Below are 14,921 nucleotides of genomic sequence, written 5' to 3'. Positions count from 1 at the left end.
CCGGCTTTATCATTTGTCACAAAGTCTGAATGGGCGCCTTCTAGAATCCGGGCATACTTGCCGCTTGAACTGACCGAGAAGCCTTATGCCCCGGCGCCTATTCAAACGTTACATGCCAGATCCGACCAGCATCAGGGAACACAAGTCCTTACGCTTTCTTGGCACGTTGCTGCATGACCCCAACCTCTGGCACCTCAACCGGCACTCCGTGGCGCGCGCCATGGCGGTCGGCCTGTTCGCGGCCTTTATGCCGATCCCGGCGCAAATGCTGCTGGCAGCCGTGCTGGCCATTTCCGTGCGCGGCAACATGCCGATTGCCGTGAGCCTGGTCTGGCTGACCAATCCGATCACCATGCCGCCGGTGTTCTTCTGCACCTATCAGATCGGTGCCTGGTTGATGAACGTACCCGCCCGGACCCTGCCCGACGAGCTGACCTGGGAATGGATCAGCGGCGAACTCTCGACCCTCTGGCAACCCTTCCTGCTGGGCTCGCTGGTGGCTGGCCTGGTGCTGGGCGCCCTCGCCTATTGCCTGACCATGCTGTACTGGCGCTGGTGGGTCAGCCGGCAATGGCGCCGCCGCAAGCAGAGCCGACTGTAGAAACGCAAACGGCCTCCCGAGGGAGGCCGTTGTCGTTTCTGCGCGGGCTTACTGGCGCATGCCGCGACCACTGACCAGCAGGCGGGCACAACCGAAGTACAGGACCACGGTCGCCACCAGCATGAAGGTAATGGCCACACTGATCTGGATGTCGGAAACCCCGAGGATGCCGAAACGGAAGGCGTTGACCATATGCAGCACCGGGTTGGCCAGCGACACCGTCTGCCAGAACGGTGGCAGCAGGGTGATGGAGTAGAACACCCCGCCCAGGTAGGTCAGCGGGGTCAGCACGAAGGTCGGGATGATCGAGATATCGTCGAAGTTGCGCGCGAACACCGCGTTGATAAAGCCCAACAGGGAAAAGATCGTCGCGGTGAGGACCACCACCAGCAAGGTGATGCCCAGGTGATGCACCTGCAGGTGGGTGAAGAACAACGACAGCAGGGTCACGATCACCCCCACCGCCAACCCCCGCAGGACACCGCCCAGGGTGTAGCCGATAAGGATGGTGTGCGGCGACACCGGCGACACCATCAACTCCTCGATGGAGCGCTGGAACTTGCTGCCGAAGAAACTCGAGACCACGTTGCCGTAGGAGTTGGTGATCACCGACATCATGATCAGGCCCGGCACGATGTACTCCATGTAGGTGAAACCACCCATGTCGCCGATCTGCCGACCGATCAGGTTACCGAAGATCACGAAGTACAGAACCATGGTGATCGCCGGCGGCAGCAGGGTCTGCGGCCAGATCCGGGTAAAACGCCGGACTTCGCGATAGACGATAGTGTTCAGCGCGACAAGGTTGGGCCGTAGCTCGGAACTCATACCGCCACCTTCGACAGGTTTTTCTCCACCAGGGACACGAACAGCTCCTCAAGGCGATTGGTTTTGTTACGCAGGCTCAGCACTTCGATGTTCTGCTGGGCCAACTGGCTGAACAGCGCGGTGATGCCCACGGCTTTGTCGACCTGGACTTCCAGGGTGTGGCTGTCCAGCAGCTTGCTTGGATAACCGATCAGTTGCGGCGCCACCTTCAGGTCGGTCTTCAGGTCGAGCAGGAAGGTTTCCACATGCAGCTGGCTGAGCAGCTGGCGCATGCTGGTGTTCTCGACGATGGTGCCGTGGTCGATGATGCCGATATTGCGGCACAGCTGCTCAGCCTCCTCCAGGTAATGGGTGGTGAGGATGATGGTGATGCCTTTCTGGTTCAGCTCGGTGAGGAAGGTCCACATCGAACGGCGCAGCTCGATGTCCACGCCGGCAGTCGGTTCGTCAAGGATCAACAGGCGCGGCTCGTGCACCAGGGCGCGGGCAATCATCAGGCGGCGCTTCATGCCGCCGGACAGCGAGCGCGACGGCACATCGCGCTTGTCCCACAAGCCGAGCTGGGTCAGGTACTGCTCGGCCCGCTCCTTGGCGACCTTGGTCGGGATACCGTAGTAACCGGCCTGGGTCACCACGATGTCGAAGGTCTTCTCGAACTGGTTGAAGTTGAATTCCTGTGGCACCACGCCGATGCAGCGCTTGAGCGCGGCGGGCTCGCGGTCCAGGTCATGGCCGAAGACATTCACCGTGCCGCTGGTCTTGTTGACCAGGGTCGAGAGGATGCCGATGGTAGTGGATTTGCCGGCACCGTTAGGGCCGAGCAAGGCGAAGAAGTCACCTTCGGCGACATCCAGATCGATACCACTCAGGGCCTGGAAACCGTTGCCGTAGGTTTTGGTTAGCTGCCGGATGGACAGAGCGGAACTCATATCGGATTTACGCACCAAGAAGGGAGAACATTATAGGTAAGGGCGGACCGCCTGCATTGCAACGGCGCCGGATACACCCAATGGTGCTTGCCGACGCCGCACAAGTACAGTCACCCGTATTGATAGTCAGTATTAAGTCAACGCAGTCATCACCGCCTTGCGGTAGGCCGAACGCTGTTGCAGGCGGGCGTACCAGGCTTGCAGATTAGACAATTGCGGGCGCTCGATGGGCATTTCGAACCAGGCATAAATGAAGCTGCCCAGAGGGATATCGCCGATGCCGATTTCCTCGCCGGACAGGTAGGGATGTTCGGCCAGGGCCTGGTCGACCACAGCCAGCAGTTCGCCGCAGCTGTTCAGCGCGGCATTGATCTTGTCCCAGTCCTGCTGCTGTGCCGGCGTGCGCAGCACACCCCAGAACAGGTGTCGGAAGGGCTCGGCGAAAGTCGAGGTGGTCCAGTCCATCCACTTCTCGGCCGAAGCCCGCGCCTGTACATCGCTCGGGTACCAGGCCGTGCCGGCGGCATGGCGCGCAGCGAGATAACGCACGATGGTGTTGGACTCCCACAGCACAAAGCCGTCGTCCTCGATCAGCGGAATCCGCCCATTGGGATTCATCGCCCGATATTCCGGGGTATCCACCACACCGAAGGCACCACCGGCATCCACCGCCTCGTAGGTCAGCCCGAGCTCTTCGGCGCACCACAATGCTTTCCTGACATTCGACGAGTTTTTCCGACCCCAGATCTTCAGCATGACCGCTCCTCAGTGATGAATGCCGAGGCAGTCTACGCCGGATCAGACCTGACTCAAATCACTCTGCATGTCGCCCAGCAGCAACGGCATCTGCTCGGCGAACAGATGCGGATAACACTTCTCCAGGTGTTTGAAGAAGAAGGTCTCGGGGACGTCGGCGAATTGTCCGTGGTCCAGCACGTATTCCATCATCTGCTCGCCCTGGCGATTGAACGGGTGGAACACGCTGTCATGACGGCCATCGAATTCCAGTGGCGCTACATCGTACATCTCGCAGAGTTTCCGGTTGAACGCCGGCGTGGCCTTGACCCAGCGTCCTTGCAGGTACAGCTCGGTATAGCCATGCATGGCAAACACATCACTGCGCAGCAACTCCAGCAAACGCGGGGTCGACAAGTGATTGCGCACGTCCGCCAGGCCGATCCGCGCGGCGATCCCGCAATGCCGCGCGCAGCCGGCAAGCAGGGTGGCCTTGGGCACGCAGTAACTTTCGCCGGTAGCCAGGGCATGGCTGCCACGCAGGGTCTCGGGGTCGCGACTGAAGGTGTAGGGGTTGTAGCGCACGGCCTCGCGCACCGCGTAATAGAGGTTCACAGCCTGCTCCAACGGATCGCTGCTGGCGCCACGATGAGTTTCCGCGAACTCCACCACCGCGGGGTGGTCACTATCGATGAAGCGGCTGGGACTCAGGTACTCGTGCATGGGGATGATCTCCGAGTGAAGTCCCGAGTCTAACGACGGCCTCATCCCAGCGATAACGACGTTTCGGCCAAATATCAGAGGCTGCCGCTTCGAGCCTGACAAGATCGACACGCTGCTGACCCGATGCCTGACGTCTGCGTCCGCTTCTTCTTACCGCTGCAAGCGCACTGCCCTGTCACCCCTTTTGTCGGATGCCGACTAAGCTCTGTGGGTGATTTTGCCCCTGGTTTCACGGAGGATTAAATATGCTGTTGTTGTGGATACTGGTTCTGCTGGTCGGTATTGCCTACCTGGCCCACCGCCGCATTGCGCCCCTGCCCGCCCTGGGTGTGGTGGCCGTCTACCTGCTGGCCATGGGCGCCTTCAGCCGTGCACCGGGCTGGCTGCTGCTGATCTTCTGGGTACTGCTGGCCGCGGTGGCGGCGCCCTTGCTACTGCCCGACCTGCGCCGCAAGTACTTCAGCGCCCCGCTGTTCAGCTGGTTCCAGAAAGTCCTGCCGCCGATGTCGCAAACCGAACGCGACGCCATCGATGCCGGCACGGTCTGGTGGGACGGCGAACTGTTCAGCGGCCGTCCGGGCTGGGACAAGCTGCTGGCCTACCCGAAAGCGCAACTGAGCGAAGAGGAACAGGCCTTCATCGACGGCCCCACCGAAGAGCTGTGCGCCATGGTCAGCGACTGGCAGATCGGCCAGTCCATGGACCTGCCGCCCGCCGCCTGGGAGCACATCAAGCAACACGGTTTCTTTGCCCTGATCATCCCCAAGGAGTTCGGTGGCAAGGGGTTCTCCGCCTATGCCCACTCACAGGTGGCGATGAAACTGGCGACCCGCAGCGGCGACCTGGCGTCCACCGTGATGGTCCCCAACTCCCTCGGCCCGGCCGAGCTGCTGCTGCATTACGGCACCGACGAACAGCGTAACCACTACCTGCCGCGGCTGGCCCGTGGCGACGATATCCCCTGTTTCGCCCTCACCGGCCCGCTGGCCGGTTCCGACGCCGGCGCCATGCCCGATACCGGGGTGATCTGCAAAGGCCAGTGGCAAGGCGAGGAAACCCTCGGCCTGCGCCTGAACTGGGAAAAGCGCTACATCACCCTGGGCCCGGTCGCCACCCTCCTCGGCCTGGCCTTCAAGGCCTACGACCCGGACCATCTGCTGGGTGACGATGAAGACCTGGGGATCAGCCTGGCGCTGATTCCGACCGACACCCCCGGCGTGGAAATCGGCCGTCGCCACCTGCCGCTCGGCGCTGCCTTCATGAACGGTCCGAACTCCGGCAAGGACGTGTTCATTCCCCTGGACTTCCTTATCGGCGGCCAGGAAATGCTCGGCAAGGGCTGGATGATGCTGATGAACTGCCTGTCGGTCGGCCGCTCCATTTCCCTGCCGGCCGTCGGCACTGGCGCGGCCAAGTTCACCAGCCTGGTGACCGGCCAGTATGCCCAGGTGCGTGAGCAGTTCAACGTCCCGCTCAATGCCTTCGAAGGCATCCAGGAAGCCCTGGCCCGCATCGGCGGCAACGCCTGGCTGATGGACAGCGCGCGCATGCTCACGGCCAATGCGGTCGATCTGGGGGAAAAGCCTTCGGTGCTGTCGGCGATTCTCAAGTACCACCTGACCGAGCGCGGTCGCGAATGCATCGGCCACGCGATGGACGTGCACGGCGGCAAGGCCATCATCATGGGCCCGAACAACTACCTGGGCCGCAGTTGGCAAGGCGCGCCGATCTTCATCACCGTGGAAGGCGCGAACATTCTCTCGCGCAATCTGATGATCTTCGGCCAGGGCGCCATTCGCTGCCATCCGTTCGTGCTCAAGGAAATGGCCCTGGCCGGTCGCGAAGACCACGATCAGGCGCTGGTCGAATTCGACGGCCTGCTGCTCAAGCACATCGGTTTTGCCGTGGGCAACGCGGCCAGCACCCTGGTGCTGAACCTGGGCCTGGGGCACTTCGAACAGGCGCCGGGGGACAAGCTCAGCCAAGGTTATTTCCGCGCCCTCAACCGCCAGGCCGCGGCCTTCGCCATGCTGGCCGACCTGAGCATGATGCTGCTGGGCGGCGAGCTGAAGCGTCGCGAACGCCTGTCGGCACGCCTCGGCGATGTGCTCAGCCATATGTACCTCGCTTCTGCCGCACTCAAGCGCTACCACGACCTGGATTCGCCTGAGCATCTGCGGTCGCTGTTCACCTGGGCCATGGAAGAAAGCCTCGGCCAGTCGGAACGGGCCCTGGACGAACTGCTCGAGAACTTCCCGAACCGGGTGCTGGGGTGCCTGCTGCGGGTGGTGGTATTTCCGTTCGGCCGCCGTCACAAAGGTCCGTCCGACCAGCTGGACGCCGAGGTCGCCGCAATCATCGGCCGGGCCAAGGGCGACCCGACCCTGGAAGAGCTGCTGGCCGGCTGCTACCGCCCACAATCGGCGCAAGACCCGGTCGGCGCCCTGCAACACGCCTTCGACTTGCTGAGCGCCAGTCACCCGCTGCAGAAAAAACTGCACGAGGCGCTGAAAAGTGGCCAGGTCAAACCGGTGGCCGGCGAACATGCCATCGACGCCGCGCTGGAGGCCGGCGTGTTGCAGCCAGTCGAAGCCCAGACCCTGCGCGAGGCTGAAGCCGCCCGCCGCAAAGTCATCGATGTCGATGACTTCGCCAAGGAAGAGCTGACCCTGAGCGAAGGGAAAACCCGCTAAGGCGCAGGACCGTCAGGCGGATTATGAAACCGGGCGCGGGAGCTATATACTCCCGCGCCCGTTTTGCTGTTGAGGACTCATGTCATGTCCAACGTCGTCGCCGATCATCTCGTCCTGCTCGACCATTTGCGCAGTATCCTGGTCGCCGTGGGTGAAGCCGAGCAGGTTCCCGAAGAAAGCCATGCCTTGTTCCTGGAACGCTTCGACGAACTGCGCGCCTCGCTGCCGATCGACCCGATCGAAAGCCAGTACCTGGGCCAGGATCTGCTGTGCCAGGTGATGCAGCGTTATCCACAGGTCGCCCATCTGGTACCGCGCGACCTGCTGTGGTTCTTCGCTGGGGATTGCCTGCATTACATGCCCGACGAGGAAATCGACCTGTACCAGGCGCTCGAAGAGCGTCGCTACGAGGCCGAGCAGAATGATGAACCGTTCGACTGGAACCAGGAAAAGCAGCTGCTGGCGCTCTCCGCCCAGGACAGCAAGCACTGAGTCCGGCCCGGACACTACAAAGGCCCGCACGGTTGAACCGGCGGGCCTTTTTTCTACCCATGAGCGGCTGGCTCAACCCGCGCCATCGCCTTCGGGCTGTTCGTAGCCTTTCGCCTCCTGCTTGCCCTGCCGGCTCAAGGTCGGCTCCTTGGCCAGGCACTCCACCAGGTAATCGATGAATACCCGCAGCTTCGGCGGCAGGTAACGGGTTGGCGAATGCAACAGCCAGGCACCGCCATGGTAGGAAGCGAGAAACGTCCAGTCCGGTAGAACCTGCACCAGCAAGCCCTGCTCCAGGGCATGCCGCGCGGTGAAGTACGGCAAGCTGCCGATGCCGATATGCTCCAGCACCGCCCCCAGCCGTACCCCGGTGTGATTGGCCGCATAACGCCCACGCACGCCAACCGTCACCGACTTGCTGCCCTTCTTGAACTTCCAGCGCGCATCGCTGGGGGTTTCACCCAGGTAAATGCAACTGTGGTTGAGCAGATCCTGGGGATGGCTGGGCGTCCCGTGCTCGGCCAGGTACTGCGGCGTGGCGCACAGCATATGATCGATAGTCAGCAACTGGCGCCCGACTAGCCCCGCCGGCGGCCGATCGGTGATGCGGATGGCCAGGTCCACGTTGTCGTCGATCAGGTCGATGTTGCGATCTTCCAATAACAACTCGACATCGACCTTGGGGTAACGCCGCAGAAACTCGGGCATGTACGGATGCACGACAAAACGCCCCACGGCCTTGGGCACGCTGACCCGCACCAGCCCTTCGGCCTCGTGGGTGAACTGACCGCTGATTTCCATCACCGACTTGGCGGCGCTGACCATCTCGCTGCAGCGCTTGAACACCTCCTCGCCCCCTTCGCTCAAGCGCAACTTGCGCGTGGTGCGTTGCAGCAAGCGAGTCGCCAGCGCCTTCTCCAGACGGGAAATGCTGCGACTCACCGCCGACGGTGACGAACCCAACTGGCGGGCGGCTTCGGAGAAACTGCCGACCTCGACGACCTTGACGAAAATCGCCATTTCGCCCAGCAGCGGAAGGGGGAGATTTATGCTCACAGCACAACAGTCCTTTGAGGTTTGAACGGATTATCACGCAATTCAGCCGCGCCATATAATTAAAAAAGGTATTTTAATAAGGGCACGGAATATGACGCTTCGCCTCTTTTTTCATAATGATGAACTCAAGGCCAACGTTGAAGTGCTCGAATGCACCCCGCAGGACAACGAATTCGCGGTGATCCTGCGTGCCACGATCTTTCATCCCCAAGGCGGCGGCCAACCCTGCGACACCGGCTGGATCGGCGAAAGCCAGGTGTTGCGCGTGGTCCAGGAACCCGAGCGAATCATTCATTACGTCAGCCAGCCGGTGCAACCGGGCATGGTCCAGGTCCAGGTCGATGAACAGCGCCGCCAGTTCAATACCCGCATGCACTCGGCCGGGCACCTGATCGGTCATTTCGGCGAAACCCGCGGCTGGGTCCCGGTCAAGGCCCATCACTGGCCTGGTGAGGGCCGCGTGTCCTTCAAGCCCGGGGACAGCCCGCAGGAACTCGACGTCGACAGCCTGCAGAGTGGCATCGATCACTGGATTGCCGCCGACCTGCCGCGCCTGGTCTCGCTGCGTGAAGGCTCGCGGGAAATCGGTTTCGGCGAGCTTCCCGCCTATGGCTGCGGGGGGACCCATGTGAAGCGCCTGAAGGAATTGGGCAACGTCACTATCGCCTCCCTCTCGCAGAAGAAAGGAATGCTTTCGGTTCACTACCACGTGGACTGATTCATCGGCGGTGTCGCCTTGCACATCACGCGACGCATCGCCTGACACAGGGGAAACCCGCGTGCGCGGGTTCGACGATTATCGGATAGAGGGATCTGCAGATGATGCTTGACGTCGAGCGTCTTGATGAGACGTGCATAAAGAAACTGGCCCAGGAACAAGTGCTCGCCCTGCGCATCAAGAATTTCCTGCCGCACACCCAGGCGATCCAGCTGGGTGACAAGATTCTCGCTCCCGGCTTCGAGGGCTACATCAACGCCCCCAGCATCGGGCGGATCGGCATGGCGTTTTATGAGGCGGAAAACCAGCCGCTGCTGATCGAAGACTATTTCGAACGCGCCACCGCCAACATCGCCGAACTGCGCACGCGTTGCGCGCCCTATGCGTCTCCCGTCGACACCCTACGCTGCATGCTCGACGAGTCCTGGCCGGCCGGCGCCCACCTGGAAAACCTGTACGGGCGCAAGATGTACGTTGGCCTGTCACGGGTAGTGAAACCCGGGGTGTGCTTCCTTGCCCATCACGACATTTTCGCCAAGGACGCCCCCGACAGCTTCCAGGCCCACAGCCTGGAGGCGCAGTTCGCCTGCAACCTCTACCTGAACATGCCCGACGCGGGTGGCGCCCTGCAGATGTGGAATCACGATATTTCCCCGGACCAGTTCGACGACATGCGCGGCGACAGCTACGGCATCGAGCCCGCCCTGCTCGGCACACCCTCGCTGGAGATCCGCCCGGAGCCCGGGGATTTCATCATGTTCAACTCAAGGCGCATGCACGCAGTCACCCCGGGGGTGGCCAACCCGCGCCTGAGTCTTTCCTTTTTTGTCGGCTATCGCGGCAGCTCGTCCCCCCTGACCTTCTGGAGTTGAAATGCTTTCCAACTATCTAGGCGAATTCCTGGCCCTGGCGACCATCCACTTTCTCGCCGTGGTGGCTCCCGGGCCTGACTTTGCCGTGACCATCCGCCAGAGCGTGCGCTTTGGCCGGGTGGTCGGGCTGTGCACGGCCATCGGCATCGGCGCGGGGATTTCCGTGCATGTGCTGTACACCCTGCTGGGGGTCGGTGCGCTGATGCATACCACGCCATGGCTGCTGAGCGTGGCCAAGGTGGTGGGCGGCGCCTACATTCTTTATCTCGGGGTCAGCCTGTTGCGCAGCAAACCCAAGACATCAATCGAGGGCAGCGACACGAACAACGATCAGGTGCAGCGGCAGACCTTGCCCAAGGCCTTCATGACCGGTTTCCTGACCAACGCCACCAACCCCAAGGCCACGCTGTTCTTCCTGGCGATTTTCACCACGGTGATCAGCGCCACCACGCCCCTCAAGGTGCAGGCGCTCTACGGTGTATGGATGTGTTGTGTGAACGCGCTGTGGTTCGTGATCGTCGCGCTGTTCTTTTCCAGCCCGCGGGTACGCTTGCTGTTCATGCGCATGGGCCACTGGTTCGAGCGAACCATGGGAGTGATCCTGATTCTGTTCGCCGGACGCCTGATCCTGTCGATGTAAGCCGCATCCCAACGCTCTGCTCAAGCGAGCCGCCAGCAACTGACGGCTCGACACAGGCTTGCTCAGTTCAGATCCACGATCAGCTGGCGGATGACAAGGCCTGAAGCAAGACTCCCTGCGGTTTTGCCATTTCGTCCAGGACTGAAAAGTGCGTGCAGCCCGGCACGTGAATCAGCTGCACAGACTCTCCTCGGGCCAACGCTTGCTTGGCGTATTCATCAGACTGGCGGACCAGTTCCGACAGTTCGTCGGCACCTACCGCCACCCATGTATGGGCGCCCTTGCCGATATGGTGCAGCGGGCTATAGGCATTGATCTCCGCGTCCGAGAGACTCAGTTTCTGGTTGAGCCACGACAGGCTTATGGGTTCCAGGTCGACCAGCGCGCTGATCGCCAGGACATCGGTCACCCATGGGTGCGAACGGAACTGGATCGCCAGGTGGCCTCCTGCCGAGTGCCCGCTCAGGACCACCTTGTGCCCCGCAATACCCAGGTGATCAACGTCGGCGTGGAGATGCTCGAGCAGGCTGCCAATTTCGCTGACGATCTGTGTCATCGAGGCTTGCGGCGCGAGCGTATATTCGGCCAGGACGACGTTGAACCCCGCAGCCAGGGGACCGGCGGCGATGAAGGCGAAATCTTCCTTGCTGCAATTCTGCCAATACCCGCCATGAATGAAGATGAACGTCGGGGCGTCGGCTTTGCCACAGGGCAACCAGTCATAACGCTGCCTGGAGCCGGTGCCGTAAGGCAGATCGAGCCGGCCGGCCACAGAGGCGTAGAAACTGGCGCTACGCGCCTGCAAGTCTGCGTAGATACCGGGGAAATCCGGCACTGCCTCGGTGTTGTTATACGCCGCGTCGAGCTGGGCTTGATTCATGTCGCGATAGAGAATGGTCATGGTCATCTCCGATGGAAGGAATGTTTAAAAGGCTTGGTCAGCGGCCTGCGGTTGGTGCGGACGTGTCCGTCATCGAGCAGGAAGGTTTCAGGGGAGCGGCTTCGCTGTCCACGGCTGCTCTCTGTGAGAGGAATGCCACGCGTGGTTGGGGACTGTAGGCAGGGTGGTGGGCGGAACGCGGCTCGAATGCGCTAAAGAGTGAGTGGAGCCCAGGTCAGACGTAAATCAGCCGAATCTTAAATTTCTCTAGGATTTATCTTGCCATGGCCGCCCTGGGTGAACGGCGCAACGGCATATCAACTTGAAGCGGGGAGATACTCAGGCGGGGGCCATACAGGCCAGCGCGATGTTGGGAAAGCCGGCGCTGAGTGCGTCCGGCCCGCTCAGTCAGCACCGCGATTATCCGGGATGGGATCTGTCCTGGTGACCGGTTCGTCGTGCTCAAGCCCGCGCAGGGGCTCGTAGAGTATTCTCCAGGGCCTGCCTCAGCACCTGCTGGGTCAGGGGCTTGAACACCACCTCATCCATCCCGGCGGCCAGGCAGCGCTGGATTTCCGCGTCCTCGGCACTGGCGGTCGCCCCCAGGATCCAGCAGCGCCGGCGCCCCTTCTCGCGCTCCATCTGGCGGATGCGCACGGTCAAGTCATAGCCGCCCAGGCGTGGCATCTGGCTGTCGGTGATCAACACATCGTACTCGGCGGCCAGCCAGGCTTCCCACGCCGCCTGCCCATCCTCGACCAGCGTCACGCGATGCCCCAGAACCAGCAATTGCTCTTCCAGCGTCAGCCGGCTGAACGCATTGTCCTCAGCAACGAGGATATTCAGCGAAAGCGGCTCCGTGCTCGTCTGCGGTACTTCTGCCGCGGCTTCGGCAGGCGCCTCGGCCAGAGGCAGTTGCAGGGTCACGCTGAAGCAGGAGCCTATATCCGGTTCGCTGCTCAGGACGATAGTGCCGCCCATGAGTTCGACCAGCCGCCGGGTGATGTTCAGCCCCAGCCCACTGCCAAAGGTTTGCCCGGCCTGAGCCGAACTGACCTGGGAGAATGGCTGGAACAATCTGGCCTGGTCCTGCTCCGAGATGCCGATACCGCTGTCGATGACCTCCAGCAACAGGTGCAGATGTTCTGCCTCCCGGCTGCCCGAGGCATGCAGCGTCACCCGGCCCCTCTCGGTGAACTTGATGGCATTGCTCAGCAGGTTGAACAGCACCTGTTTCAAATGCAGCGGGTCGATCAGCACCCATTGTTCCATGTCGCCGGTGAAGCGCATCTCGAACGCCAGCTGCTTCTGTCGCGCCATGCCGACCACCAGGGGCGCGATCGCTTCGATCTGGGCCTTGAGCTGCACCGCCTCGGGCGCCGAGTCGATCATCCCGGACTCGATCCGGTTCAGGTCGAGCACATTGCCGAGCAACAGCAGCAGCCCCTGTGCCGCCTCCTGCGCGACGGCCAGCGACGTCAGGTCCAGTTCGCCCCGTTCGGCCTTCTGCTGCACCACTTCCTGCAGGCCGATAATGGCGTTCAGCGGGGTACGGATCTCATGGCTCATGGTGGACAAAAAGATGCTCTTGGCCTCGTTGGCCGCTTCGGCCTTCTGTCGCGCCAGCGCCAGCTCACCTTCGGCCTGGCGGGTCTTGCGCACCTGCCGGGTCAGGTAGAAACCCCAGATCAGCGACAACAGGACCAGCAAGCCGAAGACACCGCCAAGCCGGAGGATATTGCTGCGATGATCCCGCCAGAAATGGCTGCCCAAGGTAGAAATACGCGGCTCCCACTGCTCCACGATGTCCGCCACTTCCTCTGGGGTGATCGCCACCTGGGCCTTCTCCAGGATGCTGCGCAGTTCTTCCTGCCCCTTCAGCACCCCAAGGCTGACCGGTCGGGAGAACTCGTCGAGAATGCCGATTACGCGCAAGCGGTTGTTGAAACGCTGGGCGGACAGGAAACGACCGGTGTAGTCACTGCCGATGAACGCGTCGCTACGCCCGTCGTCGACACTGCGCATGGCCTCCAGAAAGTTGGGATAGATCTGTAAGCGGATATCCGGATAGTTCTGCTGGATGATCTGATTGACGAAATAACCCGGCACGCTGGCCAGGCGCTTGCCTTGCAGGTCATTCAGGCTATGAAAAGGACTGCCCTGGGTACGGGCTGCCTTGGGTCCGGCCATCAGTACCACCGAGCTCCTCAGATAAGGAAGAAGGATATCCATATAGGCCTCGGTGTCGGTGTCGGCAGACGTAACCGAGGTCATCAGGGTCTTGCCCTCGGTTATCTGCGCGTTCATCTCGGCATAGTTCTGCGCGCGGACAGGGCGGAACGTCAGGCCGCTGCGCTGGCTGAGCAACTTGAGATAGTCGGGGCCGATACCCCGCACCTGCCCACTGTTGTCCAATTGTCCCAGGGCGCCGAGAGAGTCATGGACAGTCACCGGGATTTCCGGATGGGCGGTCAGCCAACGGTTCTCGGCGGGCGTCAGCGTCACGCGCTGCTGAGTCAGGCGCAGGCTGCTCCCCGCACTCCAATTGCGCAGAATACTTTCGCTATGCCGTGAGCGAATGGTCGGAAGGGCTCGTTCGATCACGGCATGCAGGCGAGTATCGGAGGCGCGCACCAGGAAGCCGAAACCACGGCTTTCCACCGGCGCGAAGTTTTCGATGTGCAGGTCCAGCAGGTAGTTGATGTTGATCAGATAGTGGGCCGATACCGCATCATCGATCACCCCATCGACCTCTCCCAGGCTCAACGCCTCGAGCGCGCGCAGCGGCGAGGCGAATGGCAGGATCTGGCTGTACGGATAAACCGCGGAGACCTTTTCCTCGACACGGTAGCCGGCAAACACCCCCAGCCGGGTGCCGGGTGCCTGTGGGTCGTAAGGATGGCGTTCGGCTGTCACCAGCACCGGTTGGTTCGGTTCATAGGCCTGGGTCAGTAGCAGACCGTTATTCTCGGCATCCATCGCGGAGCCACCGCCGACCAGGTCAATCTCACCATTGTGCAGCGCGTCCAGCGCCGCCTGCCTGGAAGGGAATTGACGGACCTTGGGGGGGATCTCGAACAACAGGGCGAGGTAATCCGCGGTGATGCCCTGGAAACGATTGACGTCAAGCATGCCCAGCGGCGGATAGTCGGGCAATGCCACTCCGATCGTGAGTGGGCCTCTGCTTGCCAGCCACTGCCGGTCTACTTCACTCAGCCATGGCCGGCTGGTCACTGCCACCCTTGAGACGAGGGAAATATCGGGCTCCTGTGCGACCAGGGCGGGTGACAGAACAAGTAACAGGCAGAGAGCGACCATCCGACAACACGCTGGAATCATGGAATACCTTCCTGTGAATCGAACCCCGGCAACCTGCGCAAATGGGCCGTTGTCCCACGAGCAACAGCGTCACCCTCTTATGGAGAGTGCCGCTTTGATCTGTGGCAATGGGGGATGGATCAAGAGTGATCCGTCGGTATTCTAGCCGGGCGCCGGCGGTTGTGACATCGAGCGGCGAAAGCCTTTCTCGACTATGCGCGCCCTTGTGCTCTGATGGACTCGGGAAGGCTGGACAGCAACTGGCTCGCGATAGCCATCCGATCGGGGCAGGCAACAGGTCGTCGAGCAGAAGAATATGTGCCCGCCACCGATGACGATCAGTTGTAGTTGAGAACGAAGCTCATGGTCGCATCGCCCTTGCCCGGTTTTATCTCGCCACCTGTCGGAACGTATTTGGCGCTGCCGGAGAACCGGT

General features: G+C 61.8%; 13 protein-coding genes. 6 read left to right on the top strand and 7 right to left on the bottom strand.

Features of this window, described 5'->3' with window-relative positions; genetic code table 11:
• Positions 1-85: 85 nt before the first annotated feature.
• Positions 86-601 carry a DUF2062 domain-containing protein gene (locus tag PMI20_RS12170; protein ID WP_007931653.1) on the top strand — a complete coding sequence of 172 codons (516 nt, stop codon included), beginning with the start codon at positions 86-88 and terminating at the stop codon, positions 599-601.
• 48 nt (positions 602-649) lie between these two features.
• Here the strand turns inward: PMI20_RS12170 and PMI20_RS12165 are convergent, their stop codons facing one another.
• The 4 genes from PMI20_RS12165 to PMI20_RS12150 all read right to left on the bottom strand — a co-directional run bounded on the left by PMI20_RS12165 (position 650) and on the right by PMI20_RS12150 (position 3,816).
• Positions 650-1,429 (bottom strand): ABC transporter permease, encoded by a 780-nt coding sequence (locus tag PMI20_RS12165; RefSeq protein WP_007931651.1) that lies wholly within the window; start codon positions 1,427-1,429, stop codon positions 650-652.
• Entirely contained in the window at positions 1,426-2,358 is a 933-nt protein-coding gene (locus PMI20_RS12160; RefSeq protein ID WP_007931649.1) for an ABC transporter ATP-binding protein, read from the bottom strand. Before PMI20_RS12160 ends, PMI20_RS12165 begins: the two co-directional genes overlap by 4 nt.
• A 132-nt stretch (positions 2,359-2,490) precedes the next feature.
• Positions 2,491-3,114, bottom strand: a complete 624-nt coding sequence (locus PMI20_RS12155; protein WP_007931647.1) for a glutathione S-transferase family protein — start codon at positions 3,112-3,114, stop codon at positions 2,491-2,493.
• A 42-nt stretch (positions 3,115-3,156) separates the two neighbouring features.
• Positions 3,157-3,816 carry a transglutaminase-like domain-containing protein gene (locus PMI20_RS12150; protein WP_007931646.1) on the bottom strand — a complete coding sequence of 220 codons (660 nt, stop codon included), beginning with the start codon at positions 3,814-3,816 and terminating at the stop codon, positions 3,157-3,159.
• 245 nt (positions 3,817-4,061) lie between these two features.
• On the opposite strand from PMI20_RS12150, the gene PMI20_RS12145 reads away from it, so the two are divergent.
• Positions 4,062-6,509 carry an acyl-CoA dehydrogenase gene (locus tag PMI20_RS12145; RefSeq protein WP_007931644.1) on the top strand — a complete coding sequence of 816 codons (2,448 nt, stop codon included), beginning with the start codon at positions 4,062-4,064 and terminating at the stop codon, positions 6,507-6,509.
• Between the two features lie 84 nt (positions 6,510-6,593).
• Complete coding sequence (locus tag PMI20_RS12140) at positions 6,594-7,001, top strand: PA2817 family protein (RefSeq protein WP_007931642.1); 408 nt, start codon at positions 6,594-6,596, stop codon at positions 6,999-7,001.
• A 72-nt stretch (positions 7,002-7,073) separates the two neighbouring features.
• On the opposite strand, the gene PMI20_RS12135 is transcribed toward PMI20_RS12140, so the two are convergent.
• Complete coding sequence (locus tag PMI20_RS12135; protein WP_007931640.1) at positions 7,074-8,057, bottom strand: LysR family transcriptional regulator; 984 nt, start codon at positions 8,055-8,057, stop codon at positions 7,074-7,076.
• A 91-nt stretch (positions 8,058-8,148) separates the two neighbouring features.
• On the opposite strand from PMI20_RS12135, the gene PMI20_RS12130 reads away from it, so the two are divergent.
• The 3 genes from PMI20_RS12130 (at position 8,149) to PMI20_RS12120 (ending at position 10,287) form a co-directional block, all read left to right on the top strand.
• Positions 8,149-8,775, top strand: coding sequence for an alanyl-tRNA editing protein (locus tag PMI20_RS12130; protein WP_007931638.1), 627 nt, complete (start codon positions 8,149-8,151; stop codon positions 8,773-8,775).
• Between the two features lie 101 nt (positions 8,776-8,876).
• Positions 8,877-9,647, top strand: coding sequence for a 2OG-Fe(II) oxygenase (locus PMI20_RS12125; RefSeq protein ID WP_007931636.1), 771 nt, complete (start codon positions 8,877-8,879; stop codon positions 9,645-9,647).
• 1 nt (position 9,648) lies between these two features.
• On the top strand, positions 9,649-10,287 hold the full coding sequence (locus PMI20_RS12120; RefSeq protein ID WP_007931630.1) for a LysE family translocator: 639 nt from the start codon (positions 9,649-9,651) through the stop codon (positions 10,285-10,287).
• A 79-nt stretch (positions 10,288-10,366) separates the two neighbouring features.
• Here the strand turns inward: PMI20_RS12120 and PMI20_RS12115 are convergent, their stop codons facing one another.
• Together PMI20_RS12115 and PMI20_RS12110 are read right to left on the bottom strand one after the other, a co-directional pair.
• A complete protein-coding gene (locus PMI20_RS12115; RefSeq protein WP_007931628.1) occupies positions 10,367-11,188 on the bottom strand; it encodes an alpha/beta hydrolase in 822 nt (273 codons plus the stop codon).
• Between the two features lie 441 nt (positions 11,189-11,629).
• A complete protein-coding gene (locus PMI20_RS12110; protein ID WP_007931627.1) occupies positions 11,630-14,506 on the bottom strand; it encodes an ATP-binding protein in 2,877 nt (958 codons plus the stop codon).
• Between the last annotated feature and the right edge of the window lie 415 nt (positions 14,507-14,921).

This window comes from Pseudomonas sp. GM17 (genome assembly GCF_000282175.2).
In the GTDB taxonomy this organism is placed as follows: domain Bacteria; phylum Pseudomonadota; class Gammaproteobacteria; order Pseudomonadales; family Pseudomonadaceae; genus Aquipseudomonas; species Aquipseudomonas chlororaphis.
Note: the sequence above shows the minus strand (reverse complement) of the source record. Positions and strands in the feature narration are given on the sequence as shown.

Bases quoted from the DNA above. Each gene is read 5' to 3' on its own strand.
- PMI20_RS12130 (WP_007931638.1), top strand. From the start codon at position 8,149: ATGACGCTTCGCCTCTTTTTTCATAATGATGAACTCAAGGCCAACGTT.
- PMI20_RS12110 (WP_007931627.1), bottom strand. From the start codon at position 14,506: ATGATTCCAGCGTGTTGTCGGATGGTCGCTCTCTGCCTGTTACTTGTT.
- PMI20_RS12155 (WP_007931647.1), bottom strand. From the start codon at position 3,114: ATGCTGAAGATCTGGGGTCGGAAAAACTCGTCGAATGTCAGGAAAGCA.
- PMI20_RS12125 (WP_007931636.1), top strand. From the start codon at position 8,877: ATGATGCTTGACGTCGAGCGTCTTGATGAGACGTGCATAAAGAAACTG.
- PMI20_RS12170 (WP_007931653.1), top strand. From the start codon at position 86: ATGCCCCGGCGCCTATTCAAACGTTACATGCCAGATCCGACCAGCATC.
- PMI20_RS12115 (WP_007931628.1), bottom strand. From the start codon at position 11,188: ATGACCATTCTCTATCGCGACATGAATCAAGCCCAGCTCGACGCGGCG.
- PMI20_RS12120 (WP_007931630.1), top strand. From the start codon at position 9,649: ATGCTTTCCAACTATCTAGGCGAATTCCTGGCCCTGGCGACCATCCAC.
- PMI20_RS12145 (WP_007931644.1), top strand. From the start codon at position 4,062: ATGCTGTTGTTGTGGATACTGGTTCTGCTGGTCGGTATTGCCTACCTG.
- PMI20_RS12165 (WP_007931651.1), bottom strand. From the start codon at position 1,429: ATGAGTTCCGAGCTACGGCCCAACCTTGTCGCGCTGAACACTATCGTC.
- PMI20_RS12150 (WP_007931646.1), bottom strand. From the start codon at position 3,816: ATGCACGAGTACCTGAGTCCCAGCCGCTTCATCGATAGTGACCACCCC.
- PMI20_RS12140 (WP_007931642.1), top strand. From the start codon at position 6,594: ATGTCCAACGTCGTCGCCGATCATCTCGTCCTGCTCGACCATTTGCGC.
- PMI20_RS12160 (WP_007931649.1), bottom strand. From the start codon at position 2,358: ATGAGTTCCGCTCTGTCCATCCGGCAGCTAACCAAAACCTACGGCAAC.